Source organism: Pseudomonas sivasensis (assembly GCF_013778505.1).
GTDB classification, from domain to species: Bacteria; Pseudomonadota; Gammaproteobacteria; order Pseudomonadales; family Pseudomonadaceae; genus Aquipseudomonas; species Aquipseudomonas sivasensis.
The window spans coordinates 707746-726514 of record NZ_JAAOWU010000001.1 but is presented as its reverse complement, the minus strand read 5'-3'; the positions used below and the strand labels follow the sequence as shown (position 1 = coordinate 726514).

Sequence of the window (18769 nt, the reverse complement as noted above, 5' to 3'; positions counted from 1 at the left end):
TACTTGGTGGCTACACAGGGACTTGAACCCCGGACCCCAGCATTATGAATGCTATGCTCTAACCAACTGAGCTATGTAGCCAAGTGGCGCGCATTATTCGCGCAGAACGGGAATGCGTCAAGCATTTTTATTAAGATTTTTTCTACGCTTTCAATTGTTTATCGAAAATGGCCGTGTTGGCTGGCCGTAGGCGGCGTCTACACAGGTATGGGGCTGGGCAACGTGCGGATGATTGCCGGGGGATTGCTCGGGCGGATGTTTGGTTTTACCGGAATGGCGGCGCTGCTGGGACACCGGGCGGATGCTCATGACATCAAGTGGGTTTACACACTGGGCTCGGTCTTTGCGCTGTTTGGGAGGTTGGCGCTCTTTCTTGCGCGCATGCAAGAGGTCTGATTCGGTTGGGCAAATATCCCTGTCGCCCAACGTTTGGCTAGTCAGCCAGATTTAAGGTTGAAAAGGGTTGTGGGTGGCGCGCTTGAGCTGTTCGCGTGCACGCGACAGACGGGAGCGAACGGTGCCGATAGGGATATCCAATACGTTGGCCGTATCCTGGTAACTGCCGTCGGTTTCCAGCGAGGCGTACATCGTCTTTCGCATTTCCGTCGGCAAGTGGTCGATGGCGCTCAGCGTGTTCTCCAAGCGGCGGTTGATCTCAAATTCCCAATCCAGGTTGTTGGTTTCCTCGTGGCCATGCCACAACGACTCATCAAATTCGCAATGTACGGGTTTGGCGTACATGCGCCTGAAGTGATTGCGGATCAGGTTCTGTGCGATGCCGCACATCCAGGTGCTAAGCGAAGCATTCCCGCAGAATCGCTCGCGGTTGCGCCAGGCTTCCAGGTACGTGAGTTGCAGAAGATCATCCGCATCTTCCGGATTGAGTACGCGCTTGTGAATGAAACGTTTGAGTTTTTTTTGCTGGTCGTCTGTCAGGTGAAGCATGAATTGAGGTGAGCTGCCAACGAGCTGAGCTAAAGCTCCGATAGGGATATTCATGATTTTTTTCCTTAGGGTAGACGCAGTCGAGCGGGAGTCGACAGCACCCTTTAGCACTCCCTGTGCCAAAAGAAAAAAATCGTAAGTTATTGATTTATTTATATAAATATTTTGAATCGTGACGATTTCACGCAGTACTTTGCATGGAGCACGGAAGGCTCGTGCAAATTTTTTCACACGCTGTGTGCGATCAGATTTCGATGGAACCGTATGCATAGGCACTGCCACAGAGGGACACACTCTCTCCCTGTACTGGCGTGCCCATGAAAGTTGAATCCAACAACGATGTGCAAACAATCCGCCCCTTGGATCAAGCGGTTACCAGCCCCTCCTCAGTGCCTGTGCCCGCGAAGGGCGTTGATGAGATGGGACATATTTTCAATCAGGAGGTGGAGCTCAATAGCCGGGCGCTGAGCGGGCGGAAGATGGGGTTGCGTGTGTCCCCGGTTGAGCAGCTTGTGCAGCTTTATAATCAGTTGGGCCATCCGGCCCAGAAGAGCATGGCTTCCATTTCACGAAGCATCATTGAGCAGTTGCGCAAGAGCGTCAGTACTGAGGAATTGGTCAGCCTCGCGGGAGGTGACCCAGCACGTGCGTTCGTAGTGCTCAACTACGTGACGGCCCAGGCAGACAGCGAAGTGCGTCCGTCCGAGGCTGCATTGGCACGCGATGCCATTGCCCAGCTGCAACTCCGGTTCAAAGGGGAAATTCAGGCAGGCCTGAACATTGCTACGGCGTTGCAGGCAGCTGTGGCCGACCCGCATGAGCGCCAGAAACTGCGCCAGCTTTACTACGCCAGTGTGGTCACGCGCCAGTCCTTGGCAACCATGATGCAGGCTTTGCTGGGTGATTACGGTGGCGAGCGGTTTCGCGACGTGCTCAACGCGATGCGTAAGGCCTTGGCGGATGATCTGGCGGCCCTGGTGTCGTCAATGCCCACACCTTTGTTGCGCACTTTGCTGCTGGGTCTGCAAAGCTGCGGGCAGTTGAGCGCGGTGTTATCCGGTTGTCACACGTTGATCCAGCGTTTGAGTATTGAGCATGACGCCGTGAGCTTGCTGCAACGCATACTGGGGTACGCCGGCGGCGGTATCTCTGTCGATGAAATGCTGCGGTTGGGAAACGATTTGGGTGGCGGTCCGGTTGACCGACAAATGGCATCCCTCAATGCGCTCTACCCGCTGTTTCAGCAGTTGCCCTTGGCCTTGTGGCCCGACAAGCGGGTCCGTCAGGAGTCCCTGCAGATTCTTTTGACGCTGATCGGTGAGTTGGACCGAGCCGTGCGTGGCCCCTTACGGTTTTCCGGTGAGCCGAGGCCCATGACGTGACGGCTGTGTCAGCCGTCAACCGTATATTGCTCAAAGTGGCACAGCGCGCCGAGGTGTTGGGCGCTGTGGTGGTCATGGCCATCGTATTTATCTTTATCGTGCCGCTGCCCACCTGGCTGGTGGACATTCTGATTGCCCTCAATATCTGCATATCGTGCCTGTTGATCGTTCTTGCGCTCTACCTGCCGGGCCCCCTGGCATTTTCGTCCTTCCCGTCGATCCTGTTGTTGACCACCATGTTTCGATTGGCACTGTCGATTGCAACCACGCGTTTGATCCTGCTGGAGCAAGACGCCGGCGACATTGTCGAGGCCTTCGGCAATTTCGTGGTGGGAGGCAACTTGGCGGTGGGGATGGTGATTTTCCTGATCCTTACCCTGGTCAACTTCCTGGTGATCACCAAGGGCTCGGAGCGGGTTGCCGAGGTTGCGGCGCGGTTCAGTCTGGATGCCATGCCGGGCAAGCAGATGTCCATCGACAGCGACTTGCGTGCCGGTCTGATTGACGGCGCGCAAGCACGAGACAAGCGGGAGCAGTTGTCCCGTGAGAGCCAATTGTTCGGCGCCATGGATGGGGCCATGAAGTTCGTCAAGGGTGATGCCATCGCGGGGTTAATCATCGTTGTGGTCAACCTCTTGGGCGGCTTCTCTACGGGCATGTTTCAGCACGGTTTGAGTGCGGCTGATTCGATGGCGTTGTATTCGGTCCTGACCATCGGCGATGGCCTGATTGCGCAGATTCCGGCGCTGCTGATCTCCCTGACTGCCGGCATGATCATCACCCGTGTTGCACCGGAGGGGCGCAAGGGCGTCAGCAACATGGGCGCTGAAATCGCCCGGCAAATGACCAGCGAGCCCAAGAGCTGGATGATCGCTTCGGTGGGGATGCTCGCGTTTGCGATAGTGCCCGGCATGCCTACCGGGGTATTTGTCTTTATTTCGCTCATAACCGGCAGCCTTGGGTATTACCTGATGCGCCAGCGTCAACGACAAGCGCAACCCGCGTCCGAAACCAGCGAAGCCGTGCGTCCTGAGGAGAACGGAAAAGAGGACTTGCGCGGGTTCGACCCGTCGCGCCCCTACCTGTTGCAGTTTCCGCCAGTTTTGCGTGGAACGCCGGAGGTGATGGAGCTGATTCACGGGATCCGCCAGTCTCGAAATGCTCTGGTTGCCAATATCGGCCTGACACTGCCGCCCTTCGAAGTCGAACTCGATGACTCGCTGGCCATCGACGAGATGCGTTTCTGTGTGCATGAAGTGCCGATGGTCAAGGCGTCGGTTGTCAGCCTGCTTGCCGTTGATCGTAACGCGTTGAAGGGTGAGCATGAGCACGGAGTACGGGGGCTGGCTGAGCGTGATGAGCAGGAATGGATCTGGCTGGAGCCGGATGATCCATTGCTTGATGATCCGCAATTGGAGCGTTTCACGGCGACAAGCCTGATCCTTGAACGCATGAAGCAGGCCATGATGCTCAGTGGGCCTCAGTTCCTGGGGATCCAGGAGAGCAAGTCGATCCTCAGTTGGCTGGAGCACAACCAGCCGGAACTGGTGCAGGAACTGCAGCGAATCATGCCGCTGTCACGGTTCTCGGCAGTGTTGCAACGCCTCGCCAGCGAAGGGGTACCGCTGCGGGCTGTGCGACTGATCGTCGAATCGCTGATCGAGTACGGCCAGCATGAGCGTGAGCCGGAAGCATTGGCTGACTATGCGCGAATTGCACTCAAGGCGCAGATCTTCCACCAGTACAGCGAGGCCGACGGTCTGCATGCCTGGCTGCTGTCACCACACACTGAAAACATCCTGCGTGAAGCATTGCGACAGACTCAGACGGGTGTGTTTTTCGCGCTTGACGACGACAACAGCGCCGCGTTGATCAACCTGCTCAATCAAGCTTTTAGTTTGAGGGCCAAGAGCAAGAGCGTGATGTTGGTGGCGCAGGACCTGCGCAGCCCCTTGCGGACGTTGCTGTTGGAAGAGTTCAACCATGTCCCGGTGCTGTCGTTTGCCGAGTTAGGGAGTACCTCAAAGGTCAAAGTGCTGGGGCGCATCGATCTGGGCCAGGACGAACTGATGCGTGGTGCGGTGGCATGAGTACTTGGCCATGGCCAGCGTGGAGGTTTTGAAGATGTTTGAGCTACGTGTGCTTGACGGGCTGCGCCAGGGCGCTGCGTTGCCGTTGTTTGGGGAGCAGTGGAGCATTGGTTCCCATGCGGACGCTGACCTGGTTTTAAACGATCCGGGCGTAGTCGATCAGCATGCGCGCTTGCGGTTTATGGACGCCGAGTGGTTGGTGCAGGCCGAAGCGGGGTTGCTGCAGGGGCCTGAGGGGCAGCTACTGGCCCAGATCGCGAACCTGGAGCTGAACTCACCGTTTTCAATGGGGGGCGTGCGCCTGTGTGTCACCTTGGCCGAGCAGCCCTGGCCCCCGGTAGCAGCACCAGTCGCAGCACCTGAACCGGCACTGATACCGACCGAAAATGCGCCGGAGTGGGAGCTGAAGTTATCGTCGATCTCCCACTCGCAGCAAAAGCGTTTGATCAGCCTGGTGTTAGTGCTGGCGGTCATCATCATTGTGGTTGGCATGGTTTCCACTGGGGAGCGCGAGGCACAGGCGTCCTTGAAGGCTCCTGTGGTTCAAAAGCACGAATTGGCATCGCCCTTCGAGGTGCGCCAGCAGTTGCTGAAGATGCTCAGCGAGCGGGAGTTGGGTCAGCGCGTCAGCTTGCAAGTGATCAATGGCCAGGTCGCGCTCAATGGCGATGTCTCCCAAGACGAAGTGGAACTGGTGACGCGCATGCTCAGCCGTTTTGGTGAGCAGTTCGACAGCTCGGTGCCGGTGATCAGCCGTGTGCGTGTGCGTGATAACGCACTTCCATTCAGGATTGTTCAGATCGTCGGAGGGCCGAACGGTCACGTTCTCTTGGAAGAGGGCATTCGACTGTTTCTTGGGGACGAAGTGGAAGGGTTGCGACTGGTGCAGATCGATAACGGCAAGGTGGTTTTCGATGGCGAGCAGCGTTACGAGGTGCGCTGGTGAGTGAAGATATGCAGGCACGTCTCCACGCCTGGCAGCAGCGCCAGGCCCAATCACTGATCAGCTTTGCTCCGGTGACGATGCGTGGCCGAATCCAACGCGTCAACGGCATGCTGCTGCAGTGTCGGCTGCCCCACGCGCGCATCGGTGACTTGTGCCAAGTGGAAAAAAATCCAGGCGACTCCATGCTCGCCGAAATCATTGGTTTCGATCAGCAGGACGCGGTGCTCAGTGCCCTGGGAAATTTGGAAGGCGTACGGGTAGGTGCCAGCGTGGAGCGCCTTGGGGTATCGCACCGTGTGCGCGTCAGCGAGGCACTGTTGGGCCAAGTGTTGGATGGGTTCGGACGGCCGATTACAGGGCAGGGCGTGAGTGCGTTTGTCGAGACTGACTTACCGGATACCAGCGCGGTGTTGTGTGAAGCGCCATTGCCCACCGAGCGACCGAGGATCAGCCGGGCGCTGGCTACCGGCGTGCGTTCGATTGATGGGTTGTTAACGCTTGGCGAAGGTCAGCGTGTCGGTCTATTCGCTGGTGCGGGCTGCGGCAAGACCACTTTGCTGGCCGAAATCGCCCGTAACGTGGAGTGCGATGTCATCGTCTTCGGCCTGATCGGTGAGCGGGGGCGGGAGCTGCGCGAGTTTCTCGACCATGAACTGGATGAGCAACTACGTGCCAAAGCCGTGCTGGTGTGCGCCACCTCCGACCGATCCAGCATGGAGCGCGCTCGTGCCGCGTTCACGGCCACGGCGTTGGCCGAGGGGTTTCGGCGCAAGGGGCAGCGGGTATTGCTACTGATTGATTCGTTGACTCGTTTTGCCAGGGCGCAGCGCGAAATCGGCCTGGCTGCCGGTGAGCCCTTGGGCCGTGGAGGTTTGCCGCCGTCGGTGTACAGCTTGTTACCACGGTTGGTGGAGCGCGCCGGGTTGACCCGTGAGGGCGTGATTACCGCGATCTATACCGTGCTGATTGAGCAGGACTCGATGAATGATCCGGTCGCTGATGAGGTTCGCTCGCTACTCGACGGGCATATCGTGCTGTCGCGCAAATTAGCCGAGCGTGGGCATTACCCGGCGGTGGATGTACTGGCAAGTCTTTCGCGGATATTGAGCAACGTCGCGCAACCCATGGATATCCAGGCGGGTACGGCATTGCGTCGTTTGTTGTCGGCGTACCAGCAGATCGAACTGATGCTCAAATTGGGGGAGTACCAACCAGGCAGCGATCCTTTGACCGATTTGGCGGTGGACAGTCGTCAGGCGGTCGATGGCTTCCTGCGCCAGGATCTGCGTGAGCCGACACCCATGCAAACGACACTGGAGCAACTCAAGGATCTGACCACTCATGTCCCCTTCTGATGTGCACCTTGGTGAAGTCGAAATGCTGCGGCGCCTGCGCAGGCATAGGGCTGACCGGGCCGAGCGCGCCCTGCGTGAGGCGAAGCGAGCCCAGCAGGCCCTGCTCGCACATATCCAGCGGGCTCAGGATGCGCTTGAACAAACGCGGCAAGAGGAAGCCCGCAAGAGTGCTCAATTGTTCAGTCAACATCAGGGTCAGGTGCTGAGCCTGAAGGCTCTGAAATCGTGGGGTGCGAAGGAGCGATCCCTCTCTGCTAGCACCCAACGGGACATGGGCCAGTTGGAGGCGTTACGCAGCCAGCAGGGTGAAAGAGAAAGTCGCGTTGGCAGCGCCCAGAAGCAGGTCACCGAGTGCCTGCGGCAGGTAGAAAAACTTCAGGAATTGTCCCGTTTACTTGCTGAGGAACCGACATGACCCAGGTTTCAAATAAACCCACGGAGCGCCCACGTCCCCGTGAGCCACGCGAAGATGTTGAGCCACGCGCGACAGGAGGTGTGCCTCTGGAACTCGGGCGAGTGTTCGCCCAACTCTTTACCGACGACGGTAATGCTTCTGGGGCGGGGGCTTCCTTGTCCAGCAAGAAGGCGTCGTCTGACATTGCCATGATCGTGGCACTGACCGAGCAACTGGCGCCTCGTGTGCAGCTCGCTTCGCATTGGCCGTTGCAGGCGGTTTTGTACTTGCCTCGCTTGGGGCGAATCAACGCCAGCGTGCGCCGTGAGCAGGGGGGCTGGGCGATCGAGTTGGAGGCGGAACAGGACGCTACGGCGCGCTGGCTCAGTGGCGTACGCCAGCAGTGTGAGGGTCGCCTCGCAGGAGAGCTGGGCCTTGCGGTGAGCCTGCGTCTGCCTGTCGTCGGTTGCGCATGCTGATGCCGGCACTGACAGTTCCCTTGATGAATGGCGATACGGTTGCCGCCCGCCGTCGATTGGGGCGCGGGCTAAGCCTGCCGTTTCAGGTTGCCGGGCAGGCCGGCGAGTTGCGGCTTGAGCCGGGGCGTGCGCCTGCTGGCGGTGGCAAGCCTGTGTGCTTTGAGACGGCGTGTGGTGTGCTGGCGCTCGATGAAGCAGGGCCGTTGCTCAGCCTGATGAGTGAGTGCCCGATGACCTTGGCCCAGTTTGGCAACGATCCGGATTCCTGGTTCTGGGCGTTGTATCAGTACCACCTGAGCCCCGAGATACGGTCGTTGCTGGGTTATGTGCGCTTGCTGGAAACGGATCGCCCCACGGAGTTTGGCTGTCGGCTCAGCGTGACCCTGGGAGGCTCCCGGGTCGGCGGTTACGTTTGGCTGAACTGTGAAAGCTTTCTGGCCTTGTGTGAGGCCGGACCTTGGCGTGCCATTGCTGCGCCGATGCCGGCGTCTTTTCAACTGGCCATTGCCGTCACCCTCGGGTGCATGAAGTTACCAATTGCACAACTACGCAGCCTGCGAACCGGTGATGTGTTGGTGTTTGAGCAGAGTTTTTTCCAAGCTCAGGGCACCGGTTATGTACAGGCTGGCAGGCAGCGGCTGCATGGCTGCATTGACGACGACACCAGGCAGTTGTGTCTGACTGTTACATCTATCGAGGACACGTCTGTGGACGAAGATTTTGCACCCCCCCACCACTCGGGACATGAGGAAGAGGAGCCCGTGATGGATGTATTCGGCAATGAGCCGTTCGATGAGTTAAGCATGGCACTGAACGTACGCTGCGGAACACTGAACCTGACCTTGGGGGAACTGCGTAACCTCGCGCCCGGCTCGGTGCTGGGCATTGCCGGTTATGCTCCCGGTATGGCCGGTCTGTATTACGGCGATCGGCCCATTGGCGTGGGCCAGTTGGTGGAAGTCGACGGGCGCCTGGGGTTGCAGTTGTCCCGTGTGATGTTCGGCCCATGACGCTTCAGGGGATAGACCCCCTTATCCTGGCGGTATTTCTGGGGGCATTGGCGTTGATGCCCATGCTGCTGATCATCTGCACATCGTTTTTGAAGATCGTCATCGTGCTGATGATCACCCGCAACGCTATCGGTGTGCAGCAGGTGCCGCCAAGCATGGCCATCAATGGTATTGCGCTGGCGGCCACGCTGTTCATCATGGCGCCGGTTGGCTATGAGATTGCCGAGAGCGTCAAGGTCTCACCCCTGGACATGAGTAACGTGCAAACGTTTCTGCAGACGGGCAGTGAGGCCATCCAACCGTTGCGCGCATTTATGCTGCGCAATGTGGATGCAGATGTATTGACGCATCTGCAGGAAAACACCACGCGCCTGTGGCCTGAGCAAATGGCGCGGGAGGTGCAGCGCGAAGACCTGATCCTGCTGATTCCGGCGTTCGTACTGTCGCAGCTGCAGGCAGGGTTCGAGATCGGCTTCCTGATCTACATTCCCTTCATCGTGATCGACCTGATTGTCTCCAACCTGCTGCTGGCACTGGGCATGCAAATGGTCTCGCCAATGACCATTTCCCTGCCACTCAAATTGCTGTTGTTCGTGCTGGTGTCCGGCTGGTCGCGGTTGCTCGACAGCTTGTTCCTTTCCTATCTATGAGTGGCGTATGGAACCGATCGTGCTGTTCAAGCAGGGCATGTTGCTGGTGGTGGTGCTGTCGGCGCCACCGTTGATTGTGGCTGTGGTGGTGGGGGTGCTGACATCCCTGGTGCAAGCACTGATGCAGATCCAGGACCAGACGCTGCCGTTTGGCATCAAGCTGGTGGCAGTAGGGATCACATTGATCCTGACGGGACGCTGGATTGGCGTGGAGTTGATCCAACTGATCAATTTGACCTTCGACATGATTGGCCGCTCGGCCCTGAACTGAGGTCTCGCCTGTGTTGCTCTATCTCGACTACCTGCCCAGCCTGGTCATCGGCATGGCACGTATCTACCCCTGTTGCATCCTGGTGGCTGCGTTCTGTTTCCAGCATATACGCGGCATGCTCAGGCACGTCCTTGTGATGGTCATGGCGCTGATGCCGGCGCCGGGCATTCACGCAATGTTGGAGGGCCAGGACTACTCGGCGATGATACTCGCGGCGCTGATAATCAAGGAGGTAGCGCTGGGTTTGTTGCTGGGGGTGCTGCTGGCGATGCCGTTCTGGATGTTCGAAGCGGTGGGCGCGCTATTGGATAACCAGCGCGGGGCCTTGGCGGGTGGTCAGCTCAATCCTTCACTGGGTCCGGACGCCACACCGATTGGACATCTGTTCAAGCAATTGGCGATTTTTCTATTGATGGTGACGTTGGGCTTAGGCGCATTGACCCAGGTGATCTGGGACAGTTACCTGATCTGGCCACCCACCGTGTGGTTTCCACTCCCTGCACCGAATGGCATGAGCGTATTCCTCGGCCTGCTTGGGGACACCTTCATGCATATGATGCTCTACGCAGCACCCTTTATTGCGGTGCTGCTGTTGCTGGAGTTCGGCATTGCGCTGCTGGGGGTCTACAGCCAGCAGTTACAGGTGAGTACGCTGGCACCTCCCGTGAAGTGTCTGGCGGGTATCGGTATTCTGCTGTTGTACTTTGCGCTGCTGCAGGACCTGATCGTTGGACGTATGAGCCAGTTGGGTGATCTGAAACACTCGCTGGGCCTTTTATTTAAGGCCTCAATGCCATGAGTGATTCGGGGGAAAAAAAGCACCCGGCTTCAGCCAAGAAATTGCGCGATCAGCGTAAAAAAGGCCAGGTTGCTCAAAGTCAGGATGTGGCCAAGTTGCTGGTGCTGGCCGCCATCAGTGAAATTGCCTTATTCACCGCCGAGAGCAGCTTGCAGCGTTTCCAGCAATTGATGGTGTTGCCGATCTCACGTCTTGATCAGCCCTTTGTGCGGGCGCTGGAAGAAGTGCTGTTTGAAGGCCTGGTGGTGTTTTTCTCATTCGGCCTGTTGATGGCCGGCGTAGCGATTGCCACCAAGCTGATCAGCAGTTGGATGCAATTCGGTCTGCTGTTTGCCCCGGAAACACTGAAGCTCGATTTCAATCGCCTCAACCCGATCAGTCAATTCAAGCAATTTTTTTCTGCCCAGTCGCTAATGACGCTGTTGATGAGCATCGTCAAAGCCGTGCTTTTGGGTGTGATCGTGTATGTAGTGGTCTGGCCTTCTCTTGGGGCGTTGATCAACCTTGCCAACAGCGATCTGCAAAGTTACCTCCTGGCACTGATCGCATTGTTCCGCTACCTGCTGCATGCCTGTCTTGGGCTATTGCTGATACTGGCAATTCTCGACTTTACATTGCAGAAGCACTTCTTCGCCAAGCGCATGCGCATGACGCAAGTCGAGGTTGTCAAAGAGTACAAGGACATGGAAGGCGACCCCCATGTGAAGGGCCAACGTCGTGCATTGGCGCAGCAATTGGCCCAGGAAGAACCGAAGGTCAAGCTGCCCAAGCTGGAAGAGGCCGATATGTTGGTGGTCAACCCGACCCACTTTGCAGTCGCCTTGTATTACCGCCCCGGCAAGACACCGCTGCCGTTGTTGGTGAGCAAAGGTACGGATGCCGTGGCCCGCCAATTAATTGCGCAGGCGAAGGCCGCCGAGGTGCCGGTCATCCAATGTGTATGGCTGGCCCGGTTGCTCTACACAAAGGAGTTGGGCGCAAGCATTCCCCGTGAAACCTTGCAGGCTGTGGCGCTGATCTACCGCACCTTGCGTGAACTTGATGATGAAGCCAAACGCGAAACCTTGGAGTTGCCAGAGTTGGAGCGGCGCTGATCAGCGACCGGAACTTGAGTCCAAGGCTTCGAGATTGGCCAGCGATAGCATCCGGCTGAGGATCCTGTCGAGCGCGTTACGCGGTGCGGACAGTGCGTGCCAGATCACCAAGGTGTGTTGGGCGTCGAGGTAGATAAAACAGCCATCAAATACGACGGCCTGCTCAAAGCGCCGCTCCAGCATCCGCTGCAATTGCCCGGCCTGCAACGCTTCACGCGCCACCTGCAAAGCCAGGCCCGAACGCTTGCCTGCGTGCAGTGCACAGGCCGTGATACCGGGAGCGAGTGCCAGGTGAGCGGCAGCGCCGCTCACCAGGTTGTCCAGAAATACCTGGCGTTGAGTGTCGGGCATTTCTTGGCGACTCACCGTTCCAGCGAGATGGTCTGGTAGTCCGCCCGTTCCCCGGCGGGGCCAGGTTCGGCGCGCATCTGAGGTGGCCACCAGATCACCATCTTGTCTTTGCTCGATTGAGGGCGTGAGCAGGAGTCGCCCTTGCAGGTGGGCGTGCAGCCGGCGACGAGCAGTGCCGTGCCGATCAGGGTGACGCACAATAGGCGATGTTTCATGGTGTGGCCTTCGGAGCAGGAGTGATCAAGGAGGGGCGGGGCACGCTGAGGTGTTCATCCTTCACCACTGGGCGCATGGCGATAAATACCTCGGCTTCTTCACCCGGCTTCAGCCAGGCACGCGGCCACACGCTCACAGCCAGGGTCTGCGGCGTGCTGCACTCATTTTCGTCAATACGGGCATAGCGCTTGGACTGGTTGCTCAGCACTACCACCGCCACGTTGTAATCCGGGCCGGTGTACCACTGGCTGCGTTCGTTGTTCAGTGCCAGGATGTCGCGGGTGCTGCACAAGGTGTTCAGCCCCAGTGGCATTGGCGCAGACTTGAAGCCCTTGGGGATTTCACCACTGACCATATGCGCCAGTGTGCTGATGATATCGCTGCGCTTTATCACGGGCGGGTGAGGGGCATCGCGCCTGGCCAGAGGTGCAAGGGCCGCTTGCAATTCGACCTGGTCCGCCTGGGGCAGGTAGCGAGAAGGGTCTGCTTGATCGCCAATGACGCGCGGAGTGAGGATGAACAAGCGTTCACGCCGGTTGTTCTGCCGTTCGGTCGACGAAAACAGCGCCTTGCCTATGAATGGAATATCGCCCAGCAAGGGCACCTTGTTGCGCTGGTCACTGCTTTCGGTGACGTGGAAGCCTCCGACCACCAGCGAGCGTTTTTCCTCCATGACCGCCTGGGTGCTGACCTTGCCTCGGCGCACATCCAGATTGCCGGGGGACGGGTTGGTTTCGTCGAAATTACCGTCTTCAATATCCACCGCCAGGTGGATCTGGTGACCGCCACGGCTGGTGATGACACGGGGAACAACCTGGAAACTGGTGCCCACAGTGACCGGTAAAATGGTGGCATTCTCTCGACCCGGTGTCAGGTATTGGGTGCGATTGAAGTCAATTACCGCCGGTTGGTTTTCCAGCGTGAGAACGGAGGGGTTGGACACCATGCTTGCCAACCCTTTGGCTTCCAGCGCGCGTATATCCGCGTAGAAGCGCTCGCGGTTTTCAATCGACAGCTGCGACGAAGTGCCCGGAGCCATATTGACGCCGCCGCGGAACCGACTGTTCTGAAAGCCCCAGTTCACCCCGAACTCTCGCAATTGCGTGCGCTCGATATCGAGAATAATCGCGTCGATTTCCACCAGCTTGCGCGCGACATCGAGTTGGGTGATCAGCTCGCGGTACATGGCCAGGCGTTCAGGCAGGTCGTAAATCAGCACGGCGTTGTTGCGCACATCGGCTTCAACGCGAATTCGGCTGCCAGGCGCCGCAGCGCGCGGTGTGAGTGCGGGGGGAGCGTCCAACGGCGCGGTATGGCCGTTTGCACCCAGCATTTGCCCCAGCAACGGATTGCCCAATCTTGGGATGTTCGGCACGAGGGGCGCAGGCTGTGACGTGGAGCTCTGATTCAGTCGATTGAGGGTCGAGTTGGCGCGCGGCTCCAGTAACCCTCGCAAAATGCTCGCCACCCCCGGAATGTTGAGTTTCTCACCGCGATAATCCACTTGCCGGTCCGTTGCATTGGCAAACTTGAGCGGGAAGCTCAACACACTCTGTTTTTCATCCGGCGAACGACGCTGACTGCTGAACTGTTTGATTTGCTCGATATAGCGACGAGGGCCAGATACGAGTACTACGCCGTCTTCTGGTAACTCACCCCAACCGAAGCGGCTATCGAGCAAGCCGATATCCGTGAGCGCTTGCTTGAGATCGGCAATGGTCTCGGAAGAGACTTCCAGGCGCGCAGACTCTTGCTGGTCCAGCGTGCTGATATAGAGGGTGTTGTTGTACATGTACCACTGGAAACGGTGTTCCACCCCCAACCTGTCGAGCATCGATTGCGGGGTATTAGCGCGGATCTTGCCATTGACGTTGCCCTCCAGCAGCCCCTCGACTTGCAGTTGAGTACCAAAGGCTTGAGCGAAATCGACGAGCACGTCACGCAAGGGCTTATGTTCTGCCTCATATGCGTAAGCGGTGTTTTTCCAATCGGAAGGGATGGCGGCCAATGCGGTGTGTGCCGGGATCAGCAGCCAGGAAAGCAAGATAGCGTTACGCCAGGGAAATTCTTTGGGCGAAGCACGGCGTAAGCGACTGTGCTCATGGTTCTTGTTATGCATTGTCGGTTCTCGGGTTAGTACGACAGTGAGCGTAGCGAGGTGGGTTTGAGGTTTTGAGTCGGGCGAGCAAAGCGCGCGACTGTGGCGCGCCAGGTGTCGCGTTGGTTCAGCAGGGCCTCAAGGCAACCGAGCACGTAAGCCTCTCCCTGCACACCTGGCAGTTTCTGAATCAGCCATAACGCGCCGCTGTCAGCTTTTTGAGCCAGTGCGCCATGGAAATGATTCAGGCTGGCCGCGCCCAGGCGCATCCAGTGCTGCAAGGTGGTGGTGTCTGCGCGGATTGAGGTCAGTTGAGCGCTAAGTAACAACGCGTCTCCCTGACGTTTCAGCATGATTTGGTCATCACCCTCAAACAAACTGAGTTGTTCTTTACAGCCGCTTAACCAGTCACGGACTAGCGATTGCATGTTATTGGAAACTCTCAAAAGTACTTTTGAGCAACATATGCGAAACGCGGTTATGTTCCAGATACGCCATTTGGGAAAGGGTGTTCTTGACGGCAAGTTCATAGAATAATTCAGCGTCAGCCCCATCTTTAGAACCGTTGCTTGAACTCTGCTTATACAGCTTGTGGGCAATACTGCTGCTTCTTGAAAGTTCTTGTGAAAGATTGTTGGAAAGACTCATGGGCGTTCCTTTGTCTTGGGTGGACGTGCATGGGTGGATCAATTGTTGTTAAGTAGCGTTGTGCAGGACGCCAGGCGGATGCAATTAAATGTCTATCCGGTATTCCTTTGCGTGATTGAAAAAAGCATCGAGCATCGAGTGCCAGCTAATACGGAAATCACCCTCATCGGTTTTCAATACAAGGGTCTGCGCAGGGATTGTTTCGTCGGGCTGAAGCTTCCAGAGTGTTGCCTGTTGATTGGCGAGACACTGTTTTATCTCCTCAATGTCCTGTGGGTGACAGAGCAGCGAGGCGTTGATCTCATGAATCTGGTTTGCCAGTAGTTGCCTCAGAAGGGCGGCCAGCCGCTCGGGGGGCACCGTGTCGTCAAGCAGGCGGCGAATCGCCTGGTTGGTGATTGATGTTGCATACACCTCCAGGTTGTCACACATCGCTTGACGGTCACGCTCCCAGCGCTTGAGTTGGGCGTCTGCGCGTTGCCAGACATCCAGGGACGCCTTTTCCAGCAGCATTTCGCATCGCTTCTCTGCCTGGATTACCAGTTCATCGGCCTGTGCCTTGGCGCGACTGATGAGTTGGTTAGCGTGTGCCCAGTTTGCAAGCTCTTCCCGGGGGATCAGGCAACGTGGCAATTCCGAAGCATCCTTGAGCAACTCAATGGTGTGTCGGCATAACATCGCTGTTTTCCTTACGCGTTCGGGTCAGGTGACAGGGGGGCGTTTGCCAATGTCGTCACGCGCCAGACTACGGCTTGCCATAGCGTGTTCAGTCGACTGCTTGCGTTTTCGAGTGAGACGGTACTTTTCTCAACCGCCTGTACGCGGTTACGGGGGAATCTCAGTCGAAGGCGCCGCCAGGTATCGGGCTCTACCCAGCTGGAGAGCAATTGCAATGGATCAGCATCGCGCGACAGCATGGTAGGGGGCAGCGCCTTGGATAAACGCATGCACCACAGGTGCTGACTCTCGCTCAACGGCGTCGCCGCTTCAGGGTTGAACGTGTCGTGAACCAGTGTCAGCGCCAGGTTGAGTTGTTCCGTTGAAGCAAGGGCCAGGCGAAGTACCGTCGGGTGAGGGGCAGGAGGCAAGCACGCAACAATGCCAGTGAGGTCGTCCGGCGCGGACCGCCTGTTGCGATAAAGCACTTTAATTGCGGGGTACTTGTCGCCCCTCCAGTCCTCGTGGGCGTGCCTCCAGGGGAACGCCCACCATTGAGCCCAGGCCAGATGTTCACTCATGGAGTGATCCAGCTCAGGTGTCATGAGAGGTGCCATCCTGTTCGCGGGCTATGCGCGGCTCTTGCGGAGGATGTTGGCGGCGGCTGAACAGGAATAGCCCGGCAACCAAGGAGGACGCCACGCCAAGCAGTACCGCGATAACACTGCCTCGCCAAAACCCAAGATCATCGCTTGGCACCAGGAAAGGGCCGAAATACACCAGCCGCTGCTGCTCTTGGTAGGTGGTGGCAGGTACAAAGATCACGCTGAGTTTTTGCAGGTTATCCACTGCAGTGGTCATGCCTGGAATGCTGCTCGCCACCATCCTGCGAACGCGCGCGCGAATATTATCGGGATCCAGCCGTGGGTCATGCTTAATGAATACTGACGCTGAAGCGGGCTGGACTGGTTCTCCCGGTGCGATGCGTTCGGGCAATACCACGTGCACCCGGGCAATAATTACCCCGTCAATGTTGGATAAGGTGGCTTCAAGCTCCTGGGATAAGGCGTAGATATAGCGTGCTCGTTCTTCCAGTGGAGTGGAAATAACCCCTTCCTTGCGAAAGGTATCGCCCAGCGTGGTTCGTGCCACTCTAGGTAATCCTGCGGCTTCCAATGTACGTACGGCACGCCCGATATCGGCGGTGTTAACCGCCACGACGACACCGTCTTTGGACGGGATTTTTTGGGCGCGAATATGTTTGTCTGCCAATTCCGCTACCACTTCATTGGCTTCTTGCTCAGAAAGCTGTCGATGAAGTTCAACGCGGTCGCTGCAACCGTTTAGCATGAATGCAAAAGTCAGAAGTAGGGCGGCAGGCAGGTATTTAGTCATGTTCACTATTGCAGGTTACAGATTTTGTCGATGCATTGGCTTGTCTTGCCAAGGCTCTTTACTAAAAGTTGGGTCGTTAGCGCTACATTAGAAAGTTCCTGCGGATACTCTCTGAACTTGTCAGCGTCCATCCCTTTACTTGATGATTTCAACGCGCGTGCAAGGCGATCTTTGGCATCTACGATATGTTTTGATGGCTCTGTCAGCATGGCCAATACAGTATGGTTGGCGGAGGCAGGCGTGTTTGATATCGAACCTTCGAGCATTGAGGTGAAGAAACCAACATCCGTACTAGAAGCCGAAGGTTCCCGAGTGACGCCCGTGTTGCTGTGAAGTTTGTTTGGCGTTGAAAAGTCAAATGCTTCTATCTGCATATAGGGCCTGCGGTGAGGTGTCTGAAGCAGGTTCTTGATAATGGCTGATGCCGCATTTATTACATCGACTCATATGACAACCTCCCCGGCTAATGAGCCAGGGAGGTAATCATGTTACGAGCGAATTTCTTTAGCCGCGGCGTACAAGCCCGAAATCATCTTTGATTTCAAACTTTCTTGGAACGTAAGCTCGGCGACTTCCTCTGCGCGTTCAGAAGCGGAACGGGAACCAATGCCACTCTGTACTCCATCGAGTTCACTGGACATCATGCTGTTGCCGTATGCGTATCCACCGTATGAACTGCTACCGGATATACCATTCATAATAAGACTCCGATTTGGATATTTTGAACGTTGATTCACGTGTCGTGAACCAAGCCCTGATGTCTGGAACTTTTTGTAACTTGAACCAGGCTTTGAATATGTGGCTCGCAACGCTAAAGCGTTCCTGATGTGTCTATGGCTAGATATTTCTGGATGATTGGAGTGCTGAGGGTAGAAGCATGGCCCCCTTACTTAGCCTTTAATGAGCTCTGTGTCCTCAAGCCAATGAGATGTCCAATTGTTTCATCCTGTAGTACAGCGTGCGCTTCGCAATACCCAACTCAATCGCCACGGTATCCACGCAGTAGAGATGGCGGCACAAGGACTCTTCAATCAATGCCCTTTCAATGTGCTGCAGGCGTGCCTTAAGGTTCATTTGGTTATCCTGCAACTGGCTCGACGACGTCGAAAGCGGTGGCAGGCCCAGCACGAATCTTTTGGCCGTCGAGCGTAGTTCACGAACATTGCCTAGCCAGGGGTGGCACAGCAGCTGTTGCAACAGCCCACCAGGCGGTGGCGGGGCATTGCATTTGAACTGGGCAGCTTCTTGTTGGATCATTTCCAGAAACAGCGGGATGATGCGTTCTCGCCTATCGCGCAGCGGCGGGAGCTGGATGTTGACGACATTCAGGCGAAAGTACAGGTCACGCCTGAAAGTGCCGTGCTCGACCATCTGATAAAGCGAATGCTGTGCGGACGCGATGACGCGCATGTCCACCGGTATAAAACGGGTTGAGCCCAAGCGCTCCACCCCACGCGACTCCAGCACCCGTAGCAGTTTGGCTTGCAAGCACAATGGCATGCTGTCGATTTCGTCGAGGTACAGGGTACCTAGATGGGCGGCTTCGACAAATCCGGCCCGTGATTGCATTGCCCCGGTATAAGCACCGCTGTTGACTCCGAACAATTGGCTTTCTGCGAGGCTTTCAGGAATAGCTGCGCAGTTCACGGCAACAAAATTACCCCGTCGTCCCGATAAGCGATGAACCCGTTGTGCCAATGTATCTTTGCCAGTACCGGTTTCCCCCAGTAGTAAAATGTCAATGTTGAGGGATGCCGTACTGTTAAGTGTATTTTCAATATCCGGGCCATCATTGAGTAAGATGGTCGATTCATTTTCCCCATTAGAGTGGGCCGGCATTAACTGGGCGCTCCATTGTTGCGAGTGTTTCACTGTTTAACGGCGTTATCCAGACGCCGATCGCTAAAGTGAAGCGTATAAGGATTATGATGTGCGCTTAAAGCGGGTATGTACTGCAATGGTGTAGGAAAACATCGTTGGTTATAGCTA

23 protein-coding genes and 1 tRNA gene are annotated in these 18769 nt (G+C 56.9%); 12 read left to right on the top strand and 12 right to left on the bottom strand.

Translation table 11 applies throughout. The annotated features are described in order from the left end of the window. Positions 1 to 4 precede the first annotated feature (4 nt). Positions 5 to 81: transfer RNA gene (locus G9Q84_RS03345), tRNA-Met, on the bottom strand. Between G9Q84_RS03345 and G9Q84_RS29690 the strand changes: the two genes are divergently transcribed. Further along, positions 49 to 396 (top strand): hypothetical protein, encoded by a 348-nt coding sequence (locus G9Q84_RS29690; protein ID WP_181642881.1) that lies wholly within the window; start codon positions 49 to 51, stop codon positions 394 to 396. The genes G9Q84_RS03345 and G9Q84_RS29690 overlap by 33 nt on opposite strands. 51 nt (positions 397 to 447) lie before the next feature. Here the strand turns inward: G9Q84_RS29690 and G9Q84_RS03335 are convergent, their stop codons facing one another. Next, the gene (locus G9Q84_RS03335) at positions 448 to 999 is read right to left on the bottom strand and encodes an RNA polymerase sigma factor (RefSeq protein WP_032886085.1); all 552 of its coding nucleotides are present in this window, start codon (positions 997 to 999) and stop codon (positions 448 to 450) included. A gap of 263 nt (positions 1000 to 1262) precedes the next feature. Here G9Q84_RS03335 and G9Q84_RS03330 point away from each other — a divergent pair, with 263 nt between their 5' ends. The 11 genes from G9Q84_RS03330 to sctU are packed head-to-tail and all read left to right on the top strand — an operon-like array spanning position 1263 to position 11415. Further along, complete coding sequence (locus tag G9Q84_RS03330; RefSeq protein WP_181642880.1) at positions 1263 to 2327, top strand: TyeA family type III secretion system gatekeeper subunit; 1065 nt, start codon at positions 1263 to 1265, stop codon at positions 2325 to 2327. After that, entirely contained in the window at positions 2324 to 4417 is a 2094-nt protein-coding gene (gene sctV, locus G9Q84_RS03325; RefSeq protein WP_032886088.1) for a type III secretion system export apparatus subunit SctV, read from the top strand. The genes G9Q84_RS03330 and sctV overlap by 4 nt, the downstream gene beginning before the upstream one ends. A gap of 34 nt (positions 4418 to 4451) precedes the next feature. Beyond that, positions 4452 to 5363: an FHA domain-containing protein gene (locus tag G9Q84_RS03320; RefSeq protein ID WP_032886478.1), complete on the top strand. Its 912-nt coding sequence runs from the start codon at positions 4452 to 4454 to the stop codon at positions 5361 to 5363. Next, a complete protein-coding gene (locus tag G9Q84_RS03315; RefSeq protein WP_032886089.1) occupies positions 5360 to 6718 on the top strand; it encodes a FliI/YscN family ATPase in 1359 nt (452 codons plus the stop codon). The genes G9Q84_RS03320 and G9Q84_RS03315 overlap by 4 nt, the downstream gene beginning before the upstream one ends. Beyond that, positions 6705 to 7133: a type III secretion system stalk subunit SctO gene (gene sctO / locus G9Q84_RS03310; protein ID WP_032886091.1), complete on the top strand. Its 429-nt coding sequence runs from the start codon at positions 6705 to 6707 to the stop codon at positions 7131 to 7133. Before G9Q84_RS03315 ends, sctO begins: the two co-directional genes overlap by 14 nt. Beyond that, positions 7130 to 7591, top strand: a complete 462-nt coding sequence (locus tag G9Q84_RS03305; RefSeq protein WP_032886092.1) for a type III secretion system HrpP C-terminal domain-containing protein — start codon at positions 7130 to 7132, stop codon at positions 7589 to 7591. Before sctO ends, G9Q84_RS03305 begins: the two co-directional genes overlap by 4 nt. Beyond that, entirely contained in the window at positions 7585 to 8601 is a 1017-nt protein-coding gene (locus tag G9Q84_RS03300; RefSeq protein ID WP_179179547.1) for a FliM/FliN family flagellar motor switch protein, read from the top strand. The genes G9Q84_RS03305 and G9Q84_RS03300 overlap by 7 nt, the downstream gene beginning before the upstream one ends. After that, positions 8598 to 9251: a type III secretion system export apparatus subunit SctR gene (sctR, locus tag G9Q84_RS03295; RefSeq protein ID WP_032886095.1), complete on the top strand. Its 654-nt coding sequence runs from the start codon at positions 8598 to 8600 to the stop codon at positions 9249 to 9251. The genes G9Q84_RS03300 and sctR overlap by 4 nt, the downstream gene beginning before the upstream one ends. Positions 9252 to 9258: 7 nt before the next feature. Further along, positions 9259 to 9522 (top strand): type III secretion system export apparatus subunit SctS, encoded by a 264-nt coding sequence (sctS, locus tag G9Q84_RS03290; protein ID WP_032886096.1) that lies wholly within the window; start codon positions 9259 to 9261, stop codon positions 9520 to 9522. 10 nt (positions 9523 to 9532) lie between these two features. Further along, a complete protein-coding gene (gene sctT, locus G9Q84_RS03285) occupies positions 9533 to 10321 on the top strand; it encodes a type III secretion system export apparatus subunit SctT (protein WP_095183765.1) in 789 nt (262 codons plus the stop codon). Then, a complete protein-coding gene (gene sctU / locus G9Q84_RS03280; protein ID WP_122755555.1) occupies positions 10318 to 11415 on the top strand; it encodes a type III secretion system export apparatus subunit SctU in 1098 nt (365 codons plus the stop codon). The genes sctT and sctU overlap by 4 nt, the downstream gene beginning before the upstream one ends. Here the strand turns inward: sctU and G9Q84_RS03275 are convergent, their stop codons facing one another. From G9Q84_RS03275 to G9Q84_RS03230, 10 genes are all read right to left on the bottom strand, one after another. Further along, positions 11416 to 11766, bottom strand: a complete 351-nt coding sequence (locus G9Q84_RS03275; RefSeq protein ID WP_181639237.1) for a transcriptional regulator — start codon at positions 11764 to 11766, stop codon at positions 11416 to 11418. An 11-nt stretch (positions 11767 to 11777) separates the two neighbouring features. Next, positions 11778 to 11981 carry an HrpT family type III secretion system protein gene (gene hrpT / locus G9Q84_RS03270; protein ID WP_095183767.1) on the bottom strand — a complete coding sequence of 68 codons (204 nt, stop codon included), beginning with the start codon at positions 11979 to 11981 and terminating at the stop codon, positions 11778 to 11780. Further along, positions 11978 to 14101 (bottom strand): type III secretion system outer membrane ring subunit SctC, encoded by a 2124-nt coding sequence (gene sctC / locus G9Q84_RS03265; RefSeq protein WP_181642879.1) that lies wholly within the window; start codon positions 14099 to 14101, stop codon positions 11978 to 11980. Before sctC ends, hrpT begins: the two co-directional genes overlap by 4 nt. Before the next feature lie 14 nt (positions 14102 to 14115). Further along, positions 14116 to 14508: a type III secretion protein gene (locus G9Q84_RS03260; RefSeq protein WP_181642878.1), complete on the bottom strand. Its 393-nt coding sequence runs from the start codon at positions 14506 to 14508 to the stop codon at positions 14116 to 14118. 1 nt (position 14509) lies between these two features. Beyond that, positions 14510 to 14728, bottom strand: a complete 219-nt coding sequence (locus G9Q84_RS03255; protein WP_032886104.1) for a hypothetical protein — start codon at positions 14726 to 14728, stop codon at positions 14510 to 14512. A gap of 84 nt (positions 14729 to 14812) precedes the next feature. Beyond that, on the bottom strand, positions 14813 to 15406 hold the full coding sequence (gene sctL / locus G9Q84_RS03250) for a type III secretion system stator protein SctL (protein ID WP_099601940.1): 594 nt from the start codon (positions 15404 to 15406) through the stop codon (positions 14813 to 14815). Between the two features lie 11 nt (positions 15407 to 15417). Continuing rightward, positions 15418 to 15966 (bottom strand): type III secretion protein, encoded by a 549-nt coding sequence (locus G9Q84_RS03245; protein ID WP_122680441.1) that lies wholly within the window; start codon positions 15964 to 15966, stop codon positions 15418 to 15420. A 13-nt stretch (positions 15967 to 15979) separates the two neighbouring features. After that, positions 15980 to 16780, bottom strand: a complete 801-nt coding sequence (gene sctJ, locus G9Q84_RS03240; RefSeq protein ID WP_181642877.1) for a type III secretion system inner membrane ring lipoprotein SctJ — start codon at positions 16778 to 16780, stop codon at positions 15980 to 15982. Positions 16781 to 16785: 5 nt separating this feature from the next. Beyond that, positions 16786 to 17154, bottom strand: coding sequence for an EscI/YscI/HrpB family type III secretion system inner rod protein (locus G9Q84_RS03235; RefSeq protein WP_099601941.1), 369 nt, complete (start codon positions 17152 to 17154; stop codon positions 16786 to 16788). 541 nt (positions 17155 to 17695) lie between these two features. Next, positions 17696 to 18619, bottom strand: coding sequence for a sigma 54-interacting transcriptional regulator (locus G9Q84_RS03230; RefSeq protein WP_099601942.1), 924 nt, complete (start codon positions 18617 to 18619; stop codon positions 17696 to 17698). Positions 18620 to 18769 lie beyond the last annotated feature (150 nt).